Here is a 20,143-nt window from a genome sequence, read left to right as displayed (position 1 = left end):
GCAGCAGGGGCATCGCGGTTACCCTGACTCAATGCATTCTCAGGTTTTGCGCCTGCTGCGTCGGAATGCCGCCCAAGTCGTTCGCAGCCTCGCGTGCTCGGCAGCGGCTACAGGGAAGGGCTCAGTCGTCGACCGAGGTGCAAATGCCGCTGGCACCCTGTTTGCCGCTGTAGGTCACGACCACCGAGTCGTCGTCCTCCACGCTGATGTCCACCGTGATGCCCGAGCCCTTGGCCTCGAAATAACGCTCGTTGACGGTCTTGGTCTGGGCCTCTTTGCCGTTGATGAACACCGGTCCCCCTTCCTCCGCGCTGACCGGAATATTGCCCGGGCAGTCGACGTTGAACAGCGGGATGCCTTCGGCGTGGGCGGCACTGGCAACGATCGACAGGGCGCAGCTCAGGAGGATTTTTTTCATTGTGGACTCCTTCGGGAAACAGGCAGAAGCACGAGTGTGGCAGTGGTTCCATTAGCGCTGAAGCTTAGCGTATGGCACGCCGGGGCAGGGGGTGGGTAGCGATTTTAATGAGGTGCAAAGTTGCCTGGGCATATTGTCGGACAATAAAAATCGTGGACGCCACGCCAGGGTCTGTGTCAGTTTTTCCCCGCCTTGAATAGGGCGAGTGATAGGACGATCTCGCTAACAGGTCGCCGTGGTCTATCGGAAATTTTCAGCGTTGAACAAGGATGTAAATGATGTCAAAAGCCAAAGAAAATGCCGGTTTTTCGGCAGCTCCGGGCAGCGATGCCTACCAACTGATCACTGCCTTCAGCCATGCCTATGACCGTGGTGGCGCGGAGCTGGTGAATGGCAAGCCGTCGTACACCGCGGACCAGGCCGCCGAGCAGATCCTGCGCAAGGGCCTGTCCTGGCACGACCAGAACGGCGACGGTAAGGTCGAGCTCAGCTACAGCTTCCTCACCAGCAAGCCGGCCAACTACAACCCGAACCTGGGCAGCTTCAGCGAGTTCAGCGCCTTGCAGAAAGCCCAGGCGTTCCTGGCCCTGCAATCCTGGTCGGACGTGGCCAATGTGCGCTTCAACGAAGCCGCGAGCGGCGGCGACGGGCACCTGAGTTTCGGCAACTACAGCGTCAGCACCGGTGGCGCGGCCTTCGCCTACCTGCCTTCGGGCGGCAGCTATGACGGCCAGTCCTGGTACCTGATCAACGATCAGTACCGGGTCAACGAAACCCCGGGCAACGGCAACTACGGTCGCCAGACCCTGACCCACGAAATCGGCCACAGCCTGGGCCTGTCCCATCCGGGCACCTACAACGCCGGCAACGGCAACCCGACCTACAACGATGCCACCTACGCCCAGGACACGCGCGGCTACAGCCTGATGAGCTACTGGAGCGAGAGCAACACCGGGCAGGACTTCAGCAAGGACGGTGGTGGCGCCTACGCCTCGGCGCCGCTGATGGACGATATCGTCGCGGTGCAGAAACTCTACGGCGCCAACCACGAGACCCGCGCCGACGACACCGTGTACGGCTTCAACTCCAACACCGGGCGCGACTTCTACAGCGCCAGCTCATCTGCCTCCAAGCTGGTGTTCTCGGTGTGGGACGGCGGCGGCAACGACACCCTGGACTTCTCCGGCTTCACCCAGAACCAGAAGATCAACCTCAACGAGGGCTCGTTCTCCGACGTCGGCGGCTTGGTGGGCAACGTGTCCGTGGCCCATGGCGTGACCCTGGAAAACGCCATCGGCGGTGCGGGCAACGACCTGCTGATCGGCAACGCCGCGGCCAACATCCTCGAAGGCGGTGCCGGCAACGACATCCTCTACGGTGGCGGCGGTCGCGACACGCTGTGGGGCGGGGCGGGAGCGGACACCTTCGTGTTCGGCGCGGCATCCGATTCGACCTTCGACGAGCCCGACTGGATCATGGATTTCACCAGCGGCCAGGACAAGATCGACCTCAGCGGCCTGGCGCCGTTCGCCTCGGGGCAGGCGACCCTGAACTTCGTCAGCGGCTTCACCGGCCATGCTGGCGACGCGATCCTGACCTACTACGCCGAGACCGACCAGACCAGCCTGCTGGTCGACCTCACCGGTCTGGGCGCGGTGGACTTCGCCGTGGGCACCGTTGGCCAGGCGGCGACCACCGATATCGTGGCCTGATCGACAGCAACGGAAGCGGCGCGCCATGGCGCGCCGTTTTTTTTGCCAGGTGCCCTTGGCTGACGCTGAGGGCCCCAAGGCCTGCAAGCATGCTTGGGGCGCTACCGTCAGCCGGGCTTTTCAGTTCTTGTCGATATCGACGTTGCGGGTCTCGCGCAGGCAGATCAGGCCGACGAGCAGGCTGACCCCGGTGATCACCACCGGGTACCACAGGCCGTAGAAGATATCGCCGGTGTACACCACCAGGGCGAAGGACACGGTGGGCAGGAAGCCGCCGAACCAGCCGTTGCCGATGTGGTAGGGCAGGGACATGGAGGTGTAGCGGATGCGGGTCGGGAACAGCTCGACCATCAGCGCCGCCAGCGGGCCGTAGCACATGGCGGCGATCAGGATCAGCGCGACGATCAGCACCACCACCATGGTTTTGTTGACGTTCTGGGTATCGGCCTGTTGCGGGTAGCCGGCCAGGGTCACGGCGCCGCGCAGGGCCGCCTCGTCGAAACCGTCGATCTGCACGTCCCCGACGTTGACCTGCACCGGGCTGCCGGCGGGCGCGGCGACGCTTGCGTAGGGCAGACCCTGCTTGACCAGGAAGGTCTTGACCTTGTCGCACGGGCTGTCGAAACGCGCCTTGCCCACCGGGTCGAACTGGAAGGTGCAGGTGGCGGGGTCGGCCAGCACGCTGATCGGCGCCTGGCGGCTGGCCTGGTCGATGGCCGGGTTGGCGTAGTGGGCCAGGGACTTGAAGATCGGGAAGTACAACGCGGTGGCCAGCAGCAGGCCGACCATCAGCACCGGCTTGCGGCCGATCTTGTCCGACAGCCAGCCGAAGAAGATGAAGAACGGCGCGCCGATCACCACGCTGATGATCAGCAGCATATTGGCCAGGGCCGGGTCCATCTTGAGGAACTGGGTGAGGAAAAACAGCACGTAGAACTGCGCGGCGTAGAAGGTCACCGCCTGCCCGGCGTTGATGCTGAACAGGGCGATCAGCACCACCTTGAGGTTTTCCCATTTGCCGAAGGACTCGCGGATCGGCGCCTTGCTGGCGCGGCCTTCTTCTTTCATCTTCAGGAAGGCCGGCGACTCATGCAGGCTCAGGCGAATCCAGGTGGAAATGCCCAGCAGCACGATCGACAGCAGGAACGGCAGGCGCCAGCCCCAGACTTCGAATTGATCGCCGGTGAAGTAGCGGCAGCCCAGCACCACCAGCAGCGACAGCAGCAGGCCGAGGGTCGCGGTGGACTGGATCCAGCTGGTGTGGAAGCCGCGCTTGCCCTGGGGCGCGTGCTCGGCGACGTAGGTCGCGGCGCCGCCGTATTCACCGCCCAGGGCCAGGCCCTGGAGCATGCGCAGGGCGACCAGGATGATCGGCGCGGCGATGCCGATGCTCGAGTAGGTCGGCAGCAGGCCCACGGCGAAGGTCGCCAGGCCCATGAGAATGATGGTGGCGAGGAAGGTGTACTTGCGCCCGATCATGTCCCCCAGGCGGCCGAACACCAGCGCGCCGAAGGGCCGCACCACGAAGCCGGCGGCGAATGCCATCAGGGCGAAGATAAAGGCGGTGGTGTCGTTGACCCCGGCGAAGAACTGCTTGCTGATGACCGCCGCGAGGGCGCCGTAGAGGAAAAAGTCATACCACTCGAACACCGTCCCCAGGGACGAGGCGAAGATGACTTTCTGGCTTTCCTGGCTGGTGGGCACGGCGACCGCCGCGTCCATCGATTGAGCATGTTCCGACATATCGATATCCCTCACAGTGATTGTTTTTGTTGTTCCACTGTCGGCGCCACCTTCGACTTCGGTGCCGCGTCTTGTCGTACATCTTCTGTTTCTGTAGGAGCGAAGCTTGCTCGCGATGGCGGCCTGAAGAACGAGGCAATGTCCGAGGGCCTATCGCGAGCAAGCTTCGCTCCTACACGGGTCAGGCGGGGGTGACGCTTGGTTTTTCGGCGGCAGGGCTCCTGGTCGAGGTGGCGAGAATCAGCTCGGCGGCTTTCTCGGCAATCATCAGCGTCGGCGAACAGGTATTGCCGGAGGTGATGTACGGCATGATCGAGGCATCGGCGATGCGCAGGCCGGGGATGCCATGCACCCGCAGCTCGGCATCGACCACCGCCTCCGGCCCCTGGCCCATGCGGCAGGTGCCCACCGGGTGGAAGATGGTGGTGCCGATGCGCGCGGCGGCTTGGTGCAGCTGTTCTTCGCTGCGCAACTCGGCCCCCGGCAGGTATTCGGTCGGCTTGTAGGCTTGCAGGGCTGGCGCGGCGACGATGCGCCGGGTCAGGCGAATGGCGTCGGCGGCGACCCGCAGGTCCTCCGGGTGGCTCAGGTAGTTGGGCTGGATCAGCGGCGCCGCCTGCGGGTCGGCGGAGCGGATTTGCACCCGGCCACGGCTTTGTGGGCGCAGGTCGCAGACCGACGCGGTAAAGGCCGGGAAGGCGTGCAGCGGTTCGCCGAAACGTTCCAGCGACAGCGGCTGGACGTGATATTCGAGGTTGGCCGAAGTCTGTTCCGGTCCGGAGCGGGCAAACGCCCCCAGTTGGCTCGGCGCCATGGACAGCGGGCCGCTGCGGTCGTACAGGTAGCGCAGGCCCATGCCCAGCTTGCCCCACAGACTGCCGGCGATCTGGTTCAGGGTGCGGGCGTTTTCCAGTTTGTAGATCAGCCGCAGTTGCAGGTGGTCCTGCAGGTTGCCGCCGACCCCCGGCAGTTCGTGGGCGACGCCTATGCCCAAGCGTTGCAGCAGGGCGGCGGGGCCGATTCCCGAACGCTGCAGGATGCTCGGCGAGCCGATGGAGCCGGCGCTGAGGATGATTTCGCGACGCGCCTTGAAGGTCTGCGGCTGGCCCTGGTAACGGGCGCTGAGCGCCGCCGCGCGGCCGTTTTCCAGGAGCACCCGATCGACCTCGACCCCGGTCAGCACCGTGAGATTGGGCCGCTGGCGGATCGGTTTGAGGAAGGCCTTGGCGGCATTCCAGCGCACCCCGGCTTTCTGGTTGACCTGGAAGTAGCCGCAGCCTTCGTTGTCGCCGCCGTTGAAGTCGTCGACGCTGGCGATGCCGCTCTGTTCGGCGGCGTTGCGGAAGGCATCGAGGATCGGCCACGACAGGCGCTGGCGCTCGACCCGCCATTCGCCGGCGGCGCCATGGAATTGCGAGTCGCCGGCAAAGTGGTTTTCGCTTTTGCGAAACAGCGGCAGCACATCCTGCCAGTTCCAGCCGGGGTTGCCGTCGGCGGCCCAGCGCTGATAGTCGCCGGCCTGGCCGCGCATGTAGATCATGCCGTTGATCGACGAGCAGCCGCCCAGCACCTTGCCGCGCGGGTAGCTCAGGCTGCGGCCTTGCAGGCCGGGTTCGGCTTCGGTCTTGAAGCACCAGTCGGTGCGCGGGTTGCCGATGCAGAACAGGTAGCCGACGGGGATGTGGATCCAGGGGTAGTTGTCGCGGCCACCGGCTTCCAGCAGCAGGACGCGGTGGGCCGGGTTGGCGGACAGCCGATTGGCCAGCAGGCACCCGGCGGGACCGGCGCCGACCACTATGTAGTCGTAGGGATCAAAGGCAGGCAGCATCCATGACCTCGTTTTATCGTTCTTGTTGCGGCTCATCCTAGTTGTTAGCTTTCGTTAAAAGAATGTTAGTTTTTGCTCAGCCGCTGTGCGTTTTTAAACAGTGGCTTCCCCCCCGGCATCTGCAAGGAAGAGTCATGTTCGACTGGAACGACCTGCGGTTTTTTCTCGAGCTGCAGCGCAGCGGCCGCCTGCTGACCGCGGCCCAGCGGCTGAAGACCACCCATGCCACGGTGGCCCGGCATATCGAGGCGATCGAGAAAAGCCTCGGCACCGCGCTGTTCGTCCAGCATGCCCAGGGCTATGAACTGACGCCGGCCGGGGAGGCCTTGCTCAAGCACGCCGAAGCCATGGAGAACGTGGCCTTGCTGGCCCAGGAGGAAATCACCCAGTCCACGGCGCCCCTGGGCAAGATCCGCGTGGGCGTCACCGAGGGCCTGGGCATCATGTTTCTCGCCAGCCGCATGCGTGGCCTGTTCGAGCGTTATCCGGGGCTGGAGGTGGAGCTGGTGGCGGTGCCGCGTTTTGTCAGCATCCTCAACCGCGAGGCGGAAATCAGCATCCACCTGGAGCGGCCCAACGCCGACATGCTGGTGACCCGCAAGCTCACCGACTACCGCCTGGCCCTGTACGCCAGCCAGGATTACCTGGACCGCGCACCGCCCTTGCGCAGCCGCGAGGACCTGGGGCGGCATGCCTGGATCGGCTATGTCGACGACCTGCTGTTCAGCCAGGAGCTGATCTTCCTCACCAGCTTCTGCCGCAACCCCCAGGTGGTGTTCCACAGCACCAGCGTGATCGCCCAGCAACAGGCCGCGCGCTCCGGCCTGGGGATCGCCGTGCTGCCGTGCTACATGGCCGCCGGCGATCCGCAACTGGTGCCCTTGCTGCCCAGCGAGAGCATCCAGCGCGCCTACTGGATCAGCACCCGGCGCGAGCTGCACAAATCCGTGCGCTTGCGGGTGGTGTGGGATTACGTGGTCGAGCTGTGCGCGGCCGAGCAGGGCTTGCTGCTCGCCGAACCGGCCTGATCGCAGCAAACACTGGCGTGCCTTTGTAGGAGCGAGCTTGCTCGCGATGGCCGCGAGAACGACGCGTTCATCCAGGCGATAGGCGTCATCGTTGACGTTTATCGCGAGCAAGCTGCGCTCCTACATGGACGGCGCCGAACTTGCAGGAGCCCAGCTTGCTGGCGGTGCAGGCGCCGCTGTGGCTCAGGCTTTCTTTGTGCCCTTGAGCTGGACCAGTTGCCGCGTTTGCTCGGCGCACGCCTTGGCCTGGCTGACCATGGCGTCGAACGGCGCGCTGACGATTTCGTCATGGCTCAGCCAGCGTTTTTTCTGGCTCAGGCGGTAGTGATAGCGGTACTCGCCCTTGACCCGTTCGCTGCTCAGGTCCATGTCGAACCAGGGCGAGCGCACGTTGCAGGCCTTGATGTCCTTGTCCAGCCGGGCACCGGAGAGGGTGAAGGTGTAGCGCAGGGTGTTGGCGTCGCCGATGTACAGGTCCGCCAACTGGCCGTTGCGGCGGTAGTTGACCAGGAAGTCCCAGTCGCCCTCCAGGGCCGGAGCCTTGTAGAAGTAGTTGCCGGAGATGTTTTCCAGGGGCTTGAGGTCCGTCAGGGAGGCCTTGATCCGGTAGGTCGCGGGCGCGACGAAGGCGGTCGGCTCGCGGCTGATCTGGCAGTCGCGCAGTTCCCGGGTGAAACGCTCGCACAGGCCCTGGTCGTTGCTGGCGATACCGTTCTGGTTGTCGGAGACCATCAGCCGCATCAGCTCCATATGGCTGAACTCGATACGTGCGTTGACCCGGGCCTGGCCGTTGCTGTCGAAGTGCTCCTGCTTGTCCAGCACGAGGCTGGTGTCCGGGGTTTCCAGGGGGATGTAGTCCTCGCGCACCTGGCCCTTGGCGTCGCTGACAAAGGCCCAGCGCTCCTGGATGTCGGGCATGCTGCGGCCCGGGTCGAACACCGGGTTGGTGGGGTCCAGCCACCACACTTTGCCATCGACCTCGGCCCGCACGATGGCATGGTTCGGCGCGTGGGTGCCGGGGATCAACAGCGGCGCGACGACGTTCTCGCGGCTGACCCAGGCCGTCTCGGCCTTGATCCCGCTGGCCTTGAGCATGGCGGCCAGGAGCACTGCCAGGTCCTTGCAGTCGCCATAGCCGCGCTGCTCGATCTGCTTCAGCTCGAAGGGCAGGTAACCGCGCTCGGTGGCGCGCCAGTCGCCCAGGTAGCGGTAGTTGTCGTTGATGTGCTGCATCAGCCCGGCCACTTTCCGGGCTGGCGGCAGGTCGCGCAGGCCGGCCACGGCCTTGGCGCTGGCTGGCGGCAGGGGCGCGGCGAGGATCTGCTGGTAGCGCTGGGCCAGGGTGCCGAAATAGTCCTGCACCTCGGTGCTGCTGCCCAGTTCGACCCGCGGCACCCGCTGGATAAAGCCGATCGAGGGTTCATTGATGTAGTTGAGGAAGACCGGCGCCTTCTGCTCGATGGTCAGCTTTTTGCGGTCGCTGCTGGCGGTAAAACGGTAGTCGTCCATCTGCTCGCTGCGCCAGACGATCGGGCGCGTGGCGCGGTAGGTGATCTTGAAGCTGTCCTGGCGCACTGGCTTGGGACCGAACTGCAGCACCGAGTGGAACTGCCCCAGCAGCGGTTTGGCCGCGTAGTGCTGCTGCACGGTGTAGCTGAGCCGGGTGCCGACCCGCAGGTTGGGGAAGGCCAGGGACGTCTGTTTCTCGCGCAGGAAACCCTGTTCCGGATTCGGTGCGGTGCGCGTATCGATCTGCGCCGGCGCCAGCGCCACGGGCTTGCCGCCCGGCTGGGTGAATTCGGCCTTGCGCAGTTCGAAGCCATCGGTTTCGGCATAGCTGAAGTCGATGCGCGAAAGCATGTCCCGGCCCGCCGGGGTGAGGATGGTGTAGTGCTGGGTGGTGGTGCAGTCGCTGCTGTGGTCGGCGTTGAACTGGCATTCCATCTCGGAGTCGGCGGCCAGGGCGGCTTCCGATTGCGGTTGATAGGCAGCCAGAGCTTGCCAGGAGAGCAGTCCGAGACCGGCGCAGATCAGGGGACGGTAAAGCGGAAAACGGTACATGAGCGCCTCGGGTGAATCATTGAAATCAGCCACGTCGCACCGGTCGAATCACCTGTGCCAGAGGCGTGGCTGGCGGGGGAGGCGCCAAATGATAATTTATCGCAATACGGATTTACAGCATTGTCTGACAATTGATCCCGCTGAAAGGCTTGAGATAGAGCGGTTTATTTAGAATTTTTCCAGGCTTGGGAGACGCGGGATAAAGCCAGCCACGGCGTTTTGAACGCGTCGTGGAGCACGGGGTTTCTCCCCGCAGGGTATGGCTTAAGGCCATATCTGCGGCCCGTTCGAGTTCTGGTGATTGCCGGGAAGATCCAGGTATTTTTGCTGTCTGTTTTTTGCCGGGCATTCTGAAATATTTCGTTACGAGATAGGCGCCTCCCTGTAGCTGCTGCCGAAGGCTGCGCAAGGTCCGCAGGACCTCTGGCGGCAATGAGAACGCTGCGCCCCTTCGGGTCGATCGCAGCCTGCGGCAGCGGCTACAGGGGGTATGTCTGTAAGGGAGGTGGCGGTGGCTATGGGGCGGGAGGTTGGATATCGAACGCCGTGCTGCCCAGGCGTTCGCCGTTGACCAGGATATGCAGCTCATGGCGCCCGGGATAGTGACGGCGGGTGCTCAGTTCGCGGATGTGCTGGGCGCGGCCAAGTTGCTCCCGGGCCTTGGCCGGCAGGGTGAAAGCCTTGAGCTTGAACACCTTGGCGCGGGTGCCGCCCGAGGCCTTGACGTAGTCGATGGCGTAATCCACCACCAGGCGCTGGCTGGCGTCGGCGGTGGACTCCAGGGCAAAGGACAGGTTGATCCGTTCGCCCAGGCGAATCACCGCCGGCTCGACCCGCAGGCCATGCAGCGTCACCTGCGGCGCATGCCCGGCGCCGACAATCGCCAGCGCCCGGCGATGGCCCTGCTTGATCAGGCTGCGCAGGGCGTGGCGGGCGATCCAGGCGGTGTGCGGGTGGTCCAGCGGCCAGCCTTCGAGCAACCCCAGCAGCCAGTCGGGATGATCCTTGCTGATGTCGTTGAGGTGGTTGGCCACCGACTTGCGCACGTACAGGCTGGGGTCGGCCTTGAGGCATTCGAGGATCGGCGCCGCCAGGGTCGGGTCGGCCTGGATCCGCTCCAGGCGGAACGACCAGGGCAGGCGCGGGCGGCTGCCTTCGCTGGCCAGGCGGCGCACATGCTCGTTGTCGTCCCGGGCCCAGCCCTGCAGCACCGCCAGGGTGCGCGACAGGTCGCTGGCGAGAAACGGGCGGATGGCGAATTCCGAGGAGCCGAAGGCGGTGAAATACTTGAGCGCCGCCATCGAGCGCTCGAAGGCATGGCCGCCGTAACTGGCCACGTAGTGCGGCAGGAACATGCAGACGAAGCGGCTGTCCAGGCGCGGCGCGAGATCGTACAGCCGTGCGAGGTTGGCATCGTAGTCCGTCGGCAGCACCGCGTGCAGGCTCTCGCTGACCCGCGCCAGGCGCTGCATCACCGACAACTCGGCGAGGCCCTTGTTCGCGTGGGCAAGAAAGCCGCGATGGTCGAACGCCGGGTACACCGCGAGCATTTCTTCGGCGATGTGTTCCAGGCGTTCGGCGTTGAAGATTTCCTTGAGGGCAGGGGTGTTGCTGGTGGCGGTCATCGGCGTATCCATTCGGGACGGGGCGCCGGGCACTGTAGCGCAGCGAGCTGACAGATTGTGTCAGGAGCGCCCCGGCAAGCCCCGCTTCTGTAGGAGCGAGGCTTGCCCGCGAAAGGCCGCAGCGCGCGGCCCGAGGTTCAGCGCGGCGCCGGCAGCACGCCTTCGGCCTGCTCGTCCTCGGCGTCGGCCTCGAACAGCCGCGCCAGCTCGGCCCGGGCTTCCTGGGCCGATTGCAGGATCTTCGCGTGGTCGTCGTAGATCGCGTGCTGGGCTTCGAGCACCTGTTCGTCGTGGGCGGTGAAGCGCTTGATCCGCGAGTCGGCCTGGGCGTGGGTCAGGCCCAGGCCGATCAGCGCCTTGCGGCTCATTTCCAGGCTGGAGTAGTAGGTTTCCCGCACCGCCTCGGCCCCCAGGTCCACCAGCTTGTGCACGTGCTGGCGGTTACGGGCGCGGGCGATGATCTTGATGTGCGGGTAGAGCTTGCGCACCACCGCCGCGGTGTTGATGTTGGTCTGCGGGTCGTCGGTGGCGATCACGAAGTACTCCGCCTCGCCGACCTTGGCCGCCTTGAGGATTTCCGCGCGCATCGGGTCGCCGTAGAACACTGGCATGCCACCGAAGCTGCGGGTCAGCTCGATGGTGTCGACCGAGGTGTCGAGGGCCACGAAGGGGATGTTCTGCGCCCGCAGGATCCGCGCGACGATCTGGCCCATCCGGCCCATGCCGGCAATCACCACCCGCGGCGCGTCGGTTTCGATCTCGCGGTATTCGGCGGGCATCTCCAGCGGCTTGGCCTTGGGCTGCAAGAAGCGCGCGCAGGCCAGGAGCAGCAGCGGGGTCACGGCCATGGACAGGGTGATGGTCAGCACCAGCAGGTCATACAGGCGCGCCTCGAACAGGCCCTGGTCGCGGCCGATCTTGAACACCACGAAGGCGAATTCACCGCCGGCCGCCAGCACCACGCCCAGGCGCACCGCGTTCAAGCGCCCCAGGCCACCGGCCAGGCGCCCGACCACGAACAGCAGCGGCAGCTTGATGGCGATCAGCAGCAGGGTCAGGCCCAGTACCGCGATCGGCGCGCTGAACAGCAGGCCGATATTGGCGCCCATGCCGACGCTGATGAAAAACAGCCCCAGCAGCAGGCCCTTGAAGGGTTCGATCTGCGCTTCCAGTTCGTGGCGATATTCCGAGTCCGCCAGCAGCAGGCCGGCGAGGAAGGCGCCGAGGGCCATGGACACGCCAACCATGTCCATCAGCCAGGCGGTGCCGATCACCACCAGCAAGGCAGTGGCGGTGGACACTTCCGGCAGGCCGGTGCGCGCCACCACCCGGAACACCGGGCGCAACAGGTAGCGGCCGCCGATCACCACCACGGCGATGCTGCCCAGCACTTGCAGGCCATGACGCAGGTCTTCGGCGCTGCTGGTGTTGTGGTCGGCCCCGGCCAGCACCGGGACCATGGCGATCAACGGAATCGCCGCGATGTCCTGGAACAGCAGGATGGCGAACGCCAGGCGCCCGTGGGGGCTGGTCAGCTCCTTGCGTTCGGCCAGGCTTTGCAGGCCGAAGGCGGTGGACGACAACGCCAGGCCCAGGCCCAGCACGATCGCGCTGTTGAGCGGCTGGCCAAACAGGAACAGGGCCACGCAGCCGATCACCACCCCGGTCAGCAGCACCTGGGCCAGGCCGACGCCGAACACCGCTTTGCGCATCACCCACAAGCGCCGGGGCGACAGCTCCAGGCCGATGATGAACAGCAGCAACACCACGCCCAGCTCCGAGACATGGCTGATGCTCTGCGGGTTGCCCACCAGCCCCAGTACCGCCGGGCCGATGATCACCCCGGCCAGCAGATAACCGAGCACGGCCCCCAGTTGCAGGCGCTTGGCCAGGGGGACGGTCAGCACCGCCGCGAACAGGAACACGACAGCGGCTTGCAACAGGTTGCCTTCATGGGGCATGGGCTTACTCCTGGGAAAACGGGTATTGATTGACGCGTAAAAAACGATGGTTGCGCCTCAGGCAACGGCGGCAGCCATCGGTTCCCCGGGGGGAGAATAAAGCCTGCCCGGGCTGGCGTCAGCCGCCGGGCAGGGATAGCTGGCCGGCGCTCAGAGCGTGGCGGTCTGGGGGGATGTTACAGACGTCTGGGCAGATGCCGGCGGTGGGGCAGCGGGGGACAGCAGCGGCGGCATCGGGCAATCCAGCACATCGGCCACGGCGCGCATCAGCTCGGCTTCGGCCACGGTGACCTGGCCGTCGTAGCAGACGCAGCGGGCCATGGCCTGCAGCAGCGTCGGCCGTTCCTCGGGCATCAACTGGCGCAGGCGCACCAGGGCGGCATCCAGGTGTTCGAGGTCGACCTCCGCCGGTTGTGGCTGGGCGAAGGGCAGGCCGCTCCAGGCATGGGCCAGGGCCAGTTGGGCCTGCTGCGCGGTCTTTTGCCCGGCACTGGCCAGGGCGCCGAGCAGGACCGCCAGTTCTTCGCTGCGCTGGAACAGCCCCCATTTGTACTCGGGCGCCGGCAGGCCCTCGACATTGCGTTGCACGATGCGCAGCAGCGTCCACTCCAGCAGCTCGACCTGATCGTCGGCGTCGATCAGTTGCCGCAGGTTGTCCATGAATGACTTGCAGGCTTGCTTGTCCAGCTGCTGCAGGGCCGGTATCGACAGGTCCAGCAGCGGCAGGCGCAGGTTCGGGTCGAGGGCCGCCAGTTGTTTTTGCAGGGCTTGCAGGCAACCGAAGACCTCGGCGGGGCTGTTGGCGTCCAGCTGCGCGAGTTGGCGGCGGCGCATCGAATCGTTGGCGGACAGCAGCAGGCCATAGACCAGCGCCTGGGCACCGGTGGTGCTGTGGGCGCTGCGCTGGAGCGCCGGGTCGAGGCTGACCAGCGTTGCCTGGGCCGCCAGCAGATGTTGCGCGTTCGGGCTGCCGATGCTGGCAATCGACTGCTTGATCGCATTCAGGTCGAACACCAGGGCGCTGGTCGCTTGCGACTGGCGGCTGAACACCCCGGAGCTGTCCAGGCCGGAGCGAGCGGGTTCGGCCGGCAGTTCGATGGCTTCGATGGTGGGCAAGCGGCCGTCCCAGCCCGGTTCCAGGCGCCGGATCCGCGCCGAGAGGGGCGGATGGGTCGCAGACTGGCCGTAGACGGAGAGGGTGGCCCCTTCACTGAAATACAGGTGGCTGTATTCAGCGCTGAAGGCGCTGTCGAGTTTCGAGCTGGCGGCGTAACCGCCGATCTTTTTCAGCGCGCCGACCAGGCCGGCCGGGTTGCGGGTGAACTGCACCGCCGAGGCATCGGCGAGGAACTCGCGCTCGCGGCTGATGGCGCCCTTGATCAGGTTGCCGAAAAAAGTCCCGACCGAGCCCAGCAGGATCAGCGCCAGGCCACTCCACATCGCCAGCCCGCCGACCCGGTTTTGCGCCAGCCGGCCAGCCTGGTTGACCCCTTCGGCCATCGCCTCGCCGGTCAGGCCGATGACCAGGATGCCGTGGACAATCGCCACCAGCCGGGTGTTGAGGCGCATGTCGCCGTTGTAGATGTGGCTGAACTCATGGGCGATCACCGCCTGCAGTTCCTCGCGGTTGAGCACCATGATGGCGCCGCGGGTGACTCCGATCACCGCCTCCTGTGGCGTGAAGCCGGCGGCGAACGCATTGATCCCGGCATCGGGCAGCACGTACACCTGTGGCACCGGCGTGCCTGAGGCCAGGGCCATTTCCTCGACCACATTGAGCAGCCGTTGTTCTTCCAGGCCGTCCGGGTGCAGGTTGATCAGCCGGCCACCCAGGCGCTTGGCGACCACCTTGCCGCCGGCCTTGAGTTCGGCGTGCTTGCCCATGCTGCTGCCGATCACCACCAGGAACACCACCGCGGCGATCATCGCGCTCAGGTGCCAGTCGAAGCTCGGCGACTGCTTCATCTCCTTGAGAAATTGCAGCCAGAGCAGGTTCAGCGCCAGGCTGGTGACGGCCACCAGACACAGCACGGCCAGGATCATCAGCAGCACCAGGGTGCCGGTACGCCGTTTGGCCCGGGCCTGGTGTTCAAAAAAGTTCATCGGACCATCCAGGGTGACAGAAGGTTAGAACGCGACCTTGGGGGCTTCCTGGATCAGGGCGCTGTCGGCGAATTGCAGCAGGCTGGCATCGGCGCCATGGCCGAACAGGCCGGCCAGGATCACCGGCGGGAAACTCTGTTTGTAGCTGTTGTAATCCATCACCGTGTCGTTGAAGGCCTGGCGGGCAAAGGACACTTTGTTTTCGGTGCTGGTCAGCTCTTCGCTCAACTGTTGCATGTTCTGCGACGCCTTGAGGTCCGGGTAGGCCTCCATGCTCAGGTTCAGCCGGCCCATGGCGCTGGACAGTACGCCTTCGGCCTGGCCCAGTTGCGCCATGTGCTGCGGGTTGCCGGGCTCGGCCGCGACGGCCTTGAGACCCGCCAGCGCGGCATTGCGCGCCGCGGTCACGGCTTCGAGGGTGTCGCGCTCGTGCTTGAGGTAGGCCTTGGCGGTTTCCACCAGGTTGGGGATCAGGTCGTAACGGCGCTTGAGCTGGACTTCGATCTGCGCGAAGGCGTTCTTGAAGCGGTTCCGGCGGGCCACCAGGCCGTTGTAGACGGTGATGACGTAGATCACCAGCAGGGCCAGAACGAGCAGAATCACAATAGTTGAAACAGCCATACGGATGTCCTTATCGGCGTGCGGATTTCAGGGGGGCGCCATGGTAACCGAATTCATGGCGGGCGCAGCCATGGGGAACTGTCGGCCTGCGCTCTTCGGCAGCGCCTCGCACGCGCAGGCGCAATCGGCGCCAGCGCGTTGTGAATGATTGCCGGCTGCTGTGGTCGGACCTTGCATGGCGTGTCGTCGATCCCGGAGTCTGCGGCAGGCGCGCCACCCAACCCTGGGCCCGCCAGCCACGCCGCGGGCGTCACCTTGTGAAGGATCATCCCGACCATGCTCGAACCCACCTGGACGGCACTCAAACACCATAAGCGGGTGCACCAGATTGTCGCCGTGCTGGCGGCCTTCGGTGCCCAGGACGTTTTGCTGCGCCTGGGCCTGGGGCGCCTGCTGGGCGAGTCGCCAGCCGCTGGTGAAGCGCTGCCGCAGGACTCGACGCCGCAACGGGTGCGCCTGGCCCTGGAGAAACTCGGGCCGACCTTTATCAAGCTCGGGCAGATCCTCGCCAGCCGCAGCGACATCCTGCCGCCGCACTGGATCAGCGAGCTGGAGGCGTTGCACAGCAGTGCCGCGACCTTGCCCTGGAGCGAGCTGGAAGATCAGGTGCGCGACGACCTGGGCTGCGAGCTGGACCAGGTGTTCGCCGAGTTCGACAGCGAGCCCCTGGCTGCGGCCTCCATCGCCCAGGTTTATCGCGCGCGCCTGCTCAGTGGCGAGGCGGTGGTGGTCAAGGTCCAGCGCCCCGGCCTGCGGCGCAAGATGAGCGCCGACCTGCAATTGCTGGAAGGCGTGGCGATGCTGGTGGAAGAGAACGCCACCCTGGCCCATTACCAGCCACGGCAGATGGTCCGGCAACTGGCCCGGGCGATGCTCGAAGAACTGGACTTCACCCAGGAGGGGCAGCACTGCGACGCAGTGGCGGCGAATTTCGCCGAGCATCCGCAGATCGCCATTGCGCGTATCCACTGGCTGCACAGCAGCGAGCGCCTGCTGGTCCAGGAATTTTTGCCCAGTCACACGCCGCTGGAACGCCAGGCCCTGATCGAGCAGGGCCTGGACCCGAGCCTGCTGGCGCAGCGCGGGGCCCAGGCGTTCATCAAGATGCTGCTGGAGGACGGCCTGTTCCACGGCGACCCGCACCCCGGCAACCTGCGGGCCATGGACGACAATCGGGTCGGCTTTATCGACTTCGGCATGGTCGGGCGCCTCGACGAACGCCGGCGCCTGGAGGTCATGAGCTTCATGCGGGCCATGACCGAAGGCAGTACCGAAGCGCTGGTGGCGGTGCTGATCGACTGGAGCGGCGAGCAGGTGCGCGACCTGTCCGCCATCGAACAGGCCGCCCGGGAGTTCATGGGCCGACACGGCGGCAAGGCGCTGAACATGAGTGCGATGATCGAGGACTTCCTCGGCCTGATGCGCGAATACCAACTGTTGTTGCCGGCCGACCTGCTGGTGCTGTTCAAGGCGCTGATCACTGCCGATGGCGTACTCACCCGGCTCGACCCGCAACTGGACCTGATAGCCACCGCGCGCCCGGCCATCAGCAAGATGCTCAAGCAGCAGTTCAGCTGGAAACTCGCCCGCCGCCTGGGCCTCGACGGCCTGGAACTGGGTCGTGGCGTCGCCGTCGAACTGCCGCAACTGACCCGCCTGCTGATCAACCGCCTGAAACACGGCGTGGTCGACCTGCGCCTCGACATGCCGGGCATCGAGCGCCTGGAAAAATCCCTGCGCCTGGCCTCCACCCGCTTGTCCCTGGCCCTGCTGATCAGCGCGCTGCTGATCGCCTTCGGCCCGCAGATCGCCGCGGCCGGCCCGGCCTGGCAGGGGTTGTCGGTGGTGGGCTGGCTGGCGGTAGTGGCGACTGTGGGTGGGGTGGTGGCGTTTGTCTGGAGTTTGTTCAAGCGGTCTTGAGGGGGGAGTGGGGGATCAGGGCTTTGCCAGATCCCATTGGCACTCTTTCAACCGATCGACATTGGTGCCGCTGTCTTTCATTTGGGCGTGGCCCTTGTTCACATGTTGCGTATTGTCTCGTTTTCATCAAGCACGAACTCTAGTCCAATACCAACCTCTTTCAGCACCTCAGTAGCACGATCAATGAAGAACTCACCTTGCTCTGGTAGTTCATGCAGTCCATTGATGCGAATGATGGGGGACTTACCAAGTGCACCCGGAATCTCAGTGTAGATTTCCCCGCTCTCAATGAAAGCAACATATGTGTTGATCTTGTCTTGTAGTAGTTGCAGATGTTCGCCTTGTTGGACTTTATCGCCCCATTCAAGGTGGTCAGAGATAATCAGCACAATGTTATTGGGCTCCCAGGTGGGGATGACCCAGATATCGATTACCTGCGGATTCGTAATAGACATGCCTGTTCCCTCAGGGCTTTGGTCGAATAATTTCGACTTTGGTTGGTGGGATTTCAGTACCACCGGGGAACCCCGGCTTCCCTTTGCCTACAACTATTGCACCACTTTCTTCGATTTCAGGGAAAGCAACTTTCTGATTCTTGGTCAGTGGTGCTGTGTCTGATAATTTGCACTCGATACAGGAAAGTTTGCCATCAGCATCACGTCCCAGCATGTCGAGCCTTGTACGGGCTCCGTTTTTGGTCTTGATCGTCACTTCTCGGCCAAGCTCGGGTTGGGTCTGGCTGAGCTCATCATATTTGGCATCTTCAAAACCACTGATTTGCTGGAGAGGGATTTTCCCCGTTGCATCCGCTTCGCGTCCGCCCAGTAAAACGAGCTGCCCGTATTCGCTGATGGCATCGGTGGGAATGGCGGAGCTGGCGTAGTTGATGACCCCATCAGGGAGCTTGCAGGGTTTGGTAAAGGTGCACCCAGCTGTCTGGGGCTTGGCTTCTGCCTTCGGTGGCAGGTCCGGGTATTGCGCCCAGCGTTGGGCGCCCAGATCGACGGACTCTACCCCCTTGTTGCGATAGCCCTTCGGGGCGTTCGGTGCGTAGCCACCCATCCGCGTTTGCGTCCACATTGTCCATAAAGAAGCCCCCGTCAGAGGGGGGAGCGAAGAGCATTTGCAGTTGGCTTAGGGACGCTATTGGATTTGGCTATGGAGGGTCTGTAGGGACAATCTGAAAGATGGTGGCTGGGCCAGGAGGCATCGATAATGTGCTCTGCCTCAGCCCCCTCCAGGAGCATGCCTTACAGGTCGCGAGGGCGAAAATTTGCTATTTTCCGCACCTTCGGTGGCCACTGGCGGCTGCCGTCAATAGAGAGTGAGTGGATGAGCGATTCGTTGCAGGTGATCGATATCGAAGTGGGCGAGGGCAAGGCGGTGGTCAAGGGCGCTTTGATCACCACCCAGTACCGCGGTTTCCTGGAAGACGGCACGCCCTTCGATTCGTCCTGGGAGCGCGGCAAGCCGTTCCAGTGCGTGATTGGCACCGGACGGGTAATTAAAGGCTGGGACCAGGGCCTGATGGGCATGCAGGTCGGCGGCAAGCGCAAGCTCTTGGTGCCGGCGCACCTGGGTTATGGCGAGCGGTCGATGGGCAAGATCCCGCCGAACTCCAATCTGGTGTTCGAGATCGAGTTGCTGGAAGTCCTGACCCGCGACGATTGATTTCGCCCATCGCCCAGGTCAGGAGATCTGCCTGATCTGGGCGCGACCTTCCTCGGTAAATCCCTCTTTGAAATCGTGTCTCCGTGCTTCGCCTGGCGGGGCTGGGCCGTGGGTGATCGACATGCAGTGGCGGACGACCGGTGTCATCAAGCCGTTGCGTGGGCCCGTGGCATCGGCCAGGATAAGCGTCATATAGGCATAGGGGGTATGGGTATGTCGCACACGCACGCACAGAAAGACGATCTGCTCAAACGGGTCCGGCGCATCCAGGGCCAGATGCAGGCCGTGGAGCGGGCCCTGGAGTCCGGCGCGGAGTGCGCCAAGACCCTGCACCTGGTGGCGGCCACCCGTGGCGCGATCAACGGCCTGATGGGGGAAATCATCGAGGCCCATGCCCTGGAGCATGTGGCCCATCCTGAACTCAGCGATGCCGAACGGGCCAAGGGCGTGAACGAACTGCTCGCAGCCATTCGCCGTTATTCCTGACTGGAGGCCACACCATGCGCCCGACCTTGCCCGCGGCAGGCTTGACCCACGACCACCACTTCCTCGGTGCCGCCCACGATGAAAACGCCCGGCGCACGCTGTGGGTGGTGGTGCTGACCTTCGTCATGATGATTGGCGAAATCGCCGCCGGTTATCTCACCGGTTCCATGGCCTTGCTCGCCGATGGTTTCCATATGGCAACCCACGCCGGGGCCCTGGGCATCGCGGCGGCGGCCTACGGTTTCGCCCGGCGCAATGCCGACAATGCACGCTTCAGTTTCGGCACCGGCAAGGTCGGCGACCTGGCGGGGTTCGCCTCGGCGCTGATCCTCGGCCTGGTGGCCATCGGCATTGCCGGTGAGTCGTTGCTGCGGCTGTTGCAGCCGACCCAGGTGGCCTTCACCGAGGCGACCGTGATCGCCGTGGCCGGGCTGCTGGTGAACATCGTCAGTGCCTTGCTGCTTTCCGGCGGTCACGCCCATCACGGCCACGTTCATCAGCAGGCTCATGAGCATCCGCACGAGCATTCACACGGGCATGGCCATCACCACGACAACAACCTGCGCTCGGCCTACGTCCATGTGCTGGCTGATGCCCTGACCTCGGTCCTGGCCATCGCCGCGTTGCTGGCGGGGCGTTACCTGGGATGGGTCTGGCTCGACCCGGTGATGGGCATCGTTGGCGCGGTGGTGATCGCCCGTTGGGCGTATAGCCTGATGAAGTCCAGCGCGGCGGTACTGCTCGACACCACGGACGAACAACTGGCCGGCGAGATTCGCCAGTCGGTGGAAGCCGCCGGCGATGCGCGTATCACCGACCTGCATGTGTGGCAGGTCGGCCCGCAGGCGCGGGCGGCGATTGTCAGTGTGGTGGCGGCCGCTGGTGTCAGCGCCGAAACCATCCGCCAGCGCCTGGCGCCGGTCCACGAACTGTCGCACCTCACCCTCGAATATCGCAGCCTATAAC

16 protein-coding genes are annotated in these 20,143 nt (G+C 64.7%); 6 read left to right on the top strand and 10 right to left on the bottom strand.

What is annotated here, in order from left to right; genetic code table 11:
• Positions 1-121 precede the first annotated feature (121 nt).
• Positions 122-418, bottom strand: coding sequence for a hypothetical protein (locus PMI20_RS18390; RefSeq protein ID WP_007925020.1), 297 nt, complete (start codon positions 416-418; stop codon positions 122-124).
• Positions 419-696: 278 nt separating this feature from the next.
• On the opposite strand from PMI20_RS18390, the gene PMI20_RS18385 reads away from it, so the two are divergent.
• The gene (locus PMI20_RS18385; RefSeq protein WP_007925022.1) at positions 697-2,130 is read left to right on the top strand and encodes a serralysin family metalloprotease; all 1,434 of its coding nucleotides are present in this window, start codon (positions 697-699) and stop codon (positions 2,128-2,130) included.
• A gap of 120 nt (positions 2,131-2,250) precedes the next feature.
• On the opposite strand, the gene PMI20_RS18380 is transcribed toward PMI20_RS18385, so the two are convergent.
• Both PMI20_RS18380 and PMI20_RS18375 read right to left on the bottom strand, forming a co-directional pair.
• Entirely contained in the window at positions 2,251-3,873 is a 1,623-nt protein-coding gene (locus tag PMI20_RS18380) for an MFS transporter (protein ID WP_007925025.1), read from the bottom strand.
• A 181-nt stretch (positions 3,874-4,054) separates the two neighbouring features.
• The gene (locus PMI20_RS18375; RefSeq protein ID WP_007925027.1) at positions 4,055-5,701 is read right to left on the bottom strand and encodes a GMC family oxidoreductase; all 1,647 of its coding nucleotides are present in this window, start codon (positions 5,699-5,701) and stop codon (positions 4,055-4,057) included.
• Between the two features lie 134 nt (positions 5,702-5,835).
• Between PMI20_RS18375 and PMI20_RS18370 the strand changes: the two genes are divergently transcribed.
• On the top strand, positions 5,836-6,729 hold the full coding sequence (locus PMI20_RS18370; RefSeq protein ID WP_007925029.1) for a LysR family transcriptional regulator: 894 nt from the start codon (positions 5,836-5,838) through the stop codon (positions 6,727-6,729).
• Between the two features lie 183 nt (positions 6,730-6,912).
• On the opposite strand, the gene PMI20_RS18365 is transcribed toward PMI20_RS18370, so the two are convergent.
• From PMI20_RS18365 to PMI20_RS18345, 5 genes are all read right to left on the bottom strand, one after another.
• Entirely contained in the window at positions 6,913-8,790 is a 1,878-nt protein-coding gene (locus PMI20_RS18365; protein ID WP_007925031.1) for a DUF3857 domain-containing transglutaminase family protein, read from the bottom strand.
• Between the two features lie 515 nt (positions 8,791-9,305).
• Complete coding sequence (locus PMI20_RS18360) at positions 9,306-10,415, bottom strand: DNA alkylation repair protein (protein WP_007925034.1); 1,110 nt, start codon at positions 10,413-10,415, stop codon at positions 9,306-9,308.
• Positions 10,416-10,552: 137 nt separating this feature from the next.
• Positions 10,553-12,376 carry a monovalent cation:proton antiporter-2 (CPA2) family protein gene (locus tag PMI20_RS18355; RefSeq protein WP_007925035.1) on the bottom strand — a complete coding sequence of 608 codons (1,824 nt, stop codon included), beginning with the start codon at positions 12,374-12,376 and terminating at the stop codon, positions 10,553-10,555.
• A 150-nt stretch (positions 12,377-12,526) separates the two neighbouring features.
• The gene (locus tag PMI20_RS18350; RefSeq protein WP_007925036.1) at positions 12,527-14,479 is read right to left on the bottom strand and encodes a M48 family metallopeptidase; all 1,953 of its coding nucleotides are present in this window, start codon (positions 14,477-14,479) and stop codon (positions 12,527-12,529) included.
• Between the two features lie 24 nt (positions 14,480-14,503).
• Entirely contained in the window at positions 14,504-15,100 is a 597-nt protein-coding gene (locus tag PMI20_RS18345; protein ID WP_007925037.1) for a LemA family protein, read from the bottom strand.
• A gap of 276 nt (positions 15,101-15,376) precedes the next feature.
• Between PMI20_RS18345 and PMI20_RS18340 the strand changes: the two genes are divergently transcribed.
• On the top strand, positions 15,377-17,020 hold the full coding sequence (locus PMI20_RS18340; protein WP_007925038.1) for an ABC1 kinase family protein: 1,644 nt from the start codon (positions 15,377-15,379) through the stop codon (positions 17,018-17,020).
• Positions 17,021-17,118: 98 nt separating this feature from the next.
• On the opposite strand, the gene PMI20_RS18335 is transcribed toward PMI20_RS18340, so the two are convergent.
• Positions 17,119-17,475: a DUF6572 domain-containing protein gene (locus tag PMI20_RS18335; RefSeq protein ID WP_007925040.1), complete on the bottom strand. Its 357-nt coding sequence runs from the start codon at positions 17,473-17,475 to the stop codon at positions 17,119-17,121.
• Positions 17,476-17,485: 10 nt separating this feature from the next.
• Entirely contained in the window at positions 17,486-18,082 is a 597-nt protein-coding gene (locus PMI20_RS18330) for a hypothetical protein (RefSeq protein ID WP_007925042.1), read from the bottom strand.
• Positions 18,083-18,352: 270 nt separating this feature from the next.
• Between PMI20_RS18330 and PMI20_RS18325 the strand changes: the two genes are divergently transcribed.
• The 3 genes from PMI20_RS18325 (at position 18,353) to dmeF (ending at position 20,142) form a co-directional block, all read left to right on the top strand.
• Positions 18,353-18,691, top strand: a complete 339-nt coding sequence (locus tag PMI20_RS18325) for an FKBP-type peptidyl-prolyl cis-trans isomerase (protein ID WP_037034481.1) — start codon at positions 18,353-18,355, stop codon at positions 18,689-18,691.
• Positions 18,692-18,904: 213 nt separating this feature from the next.
• Positions 18,905-19,177 carry a metal/formaldehyde-sensitive transcriptional repressor gene (locus PMI20_RS18320; protein WP_037034484.1) on the top strand — a complete coding sequence of 91 codons (273 nt, stop codon included), beginning with the start codon at positions 18,905-18,907 and terminating at the stop codon, positions 19,175-19,177.
• 14 nt (positions 19,178-19,191) lie between these two features.
• Positions 19,192-20,142, top strand: coding sequence for a CDF family Co(II)/Ni(II) efflux transporter DmeF (gene dmeF, locus PMI20_RS18315; RefSeq protein ID WP_007925048.1), 951 nt, complete (start codon positions 19,192-19,194; stop codon positions 20,140-20,142).
• Position 20,143 lies beyond the last annotated feature (1 nt).

The sequence above is a fragment of the Pseudomonas sp. GM17 genome, assembly GCF_000282175.2.
In the GTDB taxonomy this organism is placed as follows: Bacteria; Pseudomonadota; Gammaproteobacteria; order Pseudomonadales; family Pseudomonadaceae; genus Aquipseudomonas; species Aquipseudomonas chlororaphis.
Note: the sequence above shows the minus strand (reverse complement) of the source record. Positions and strands in the feature narration are given on the sequence as shown.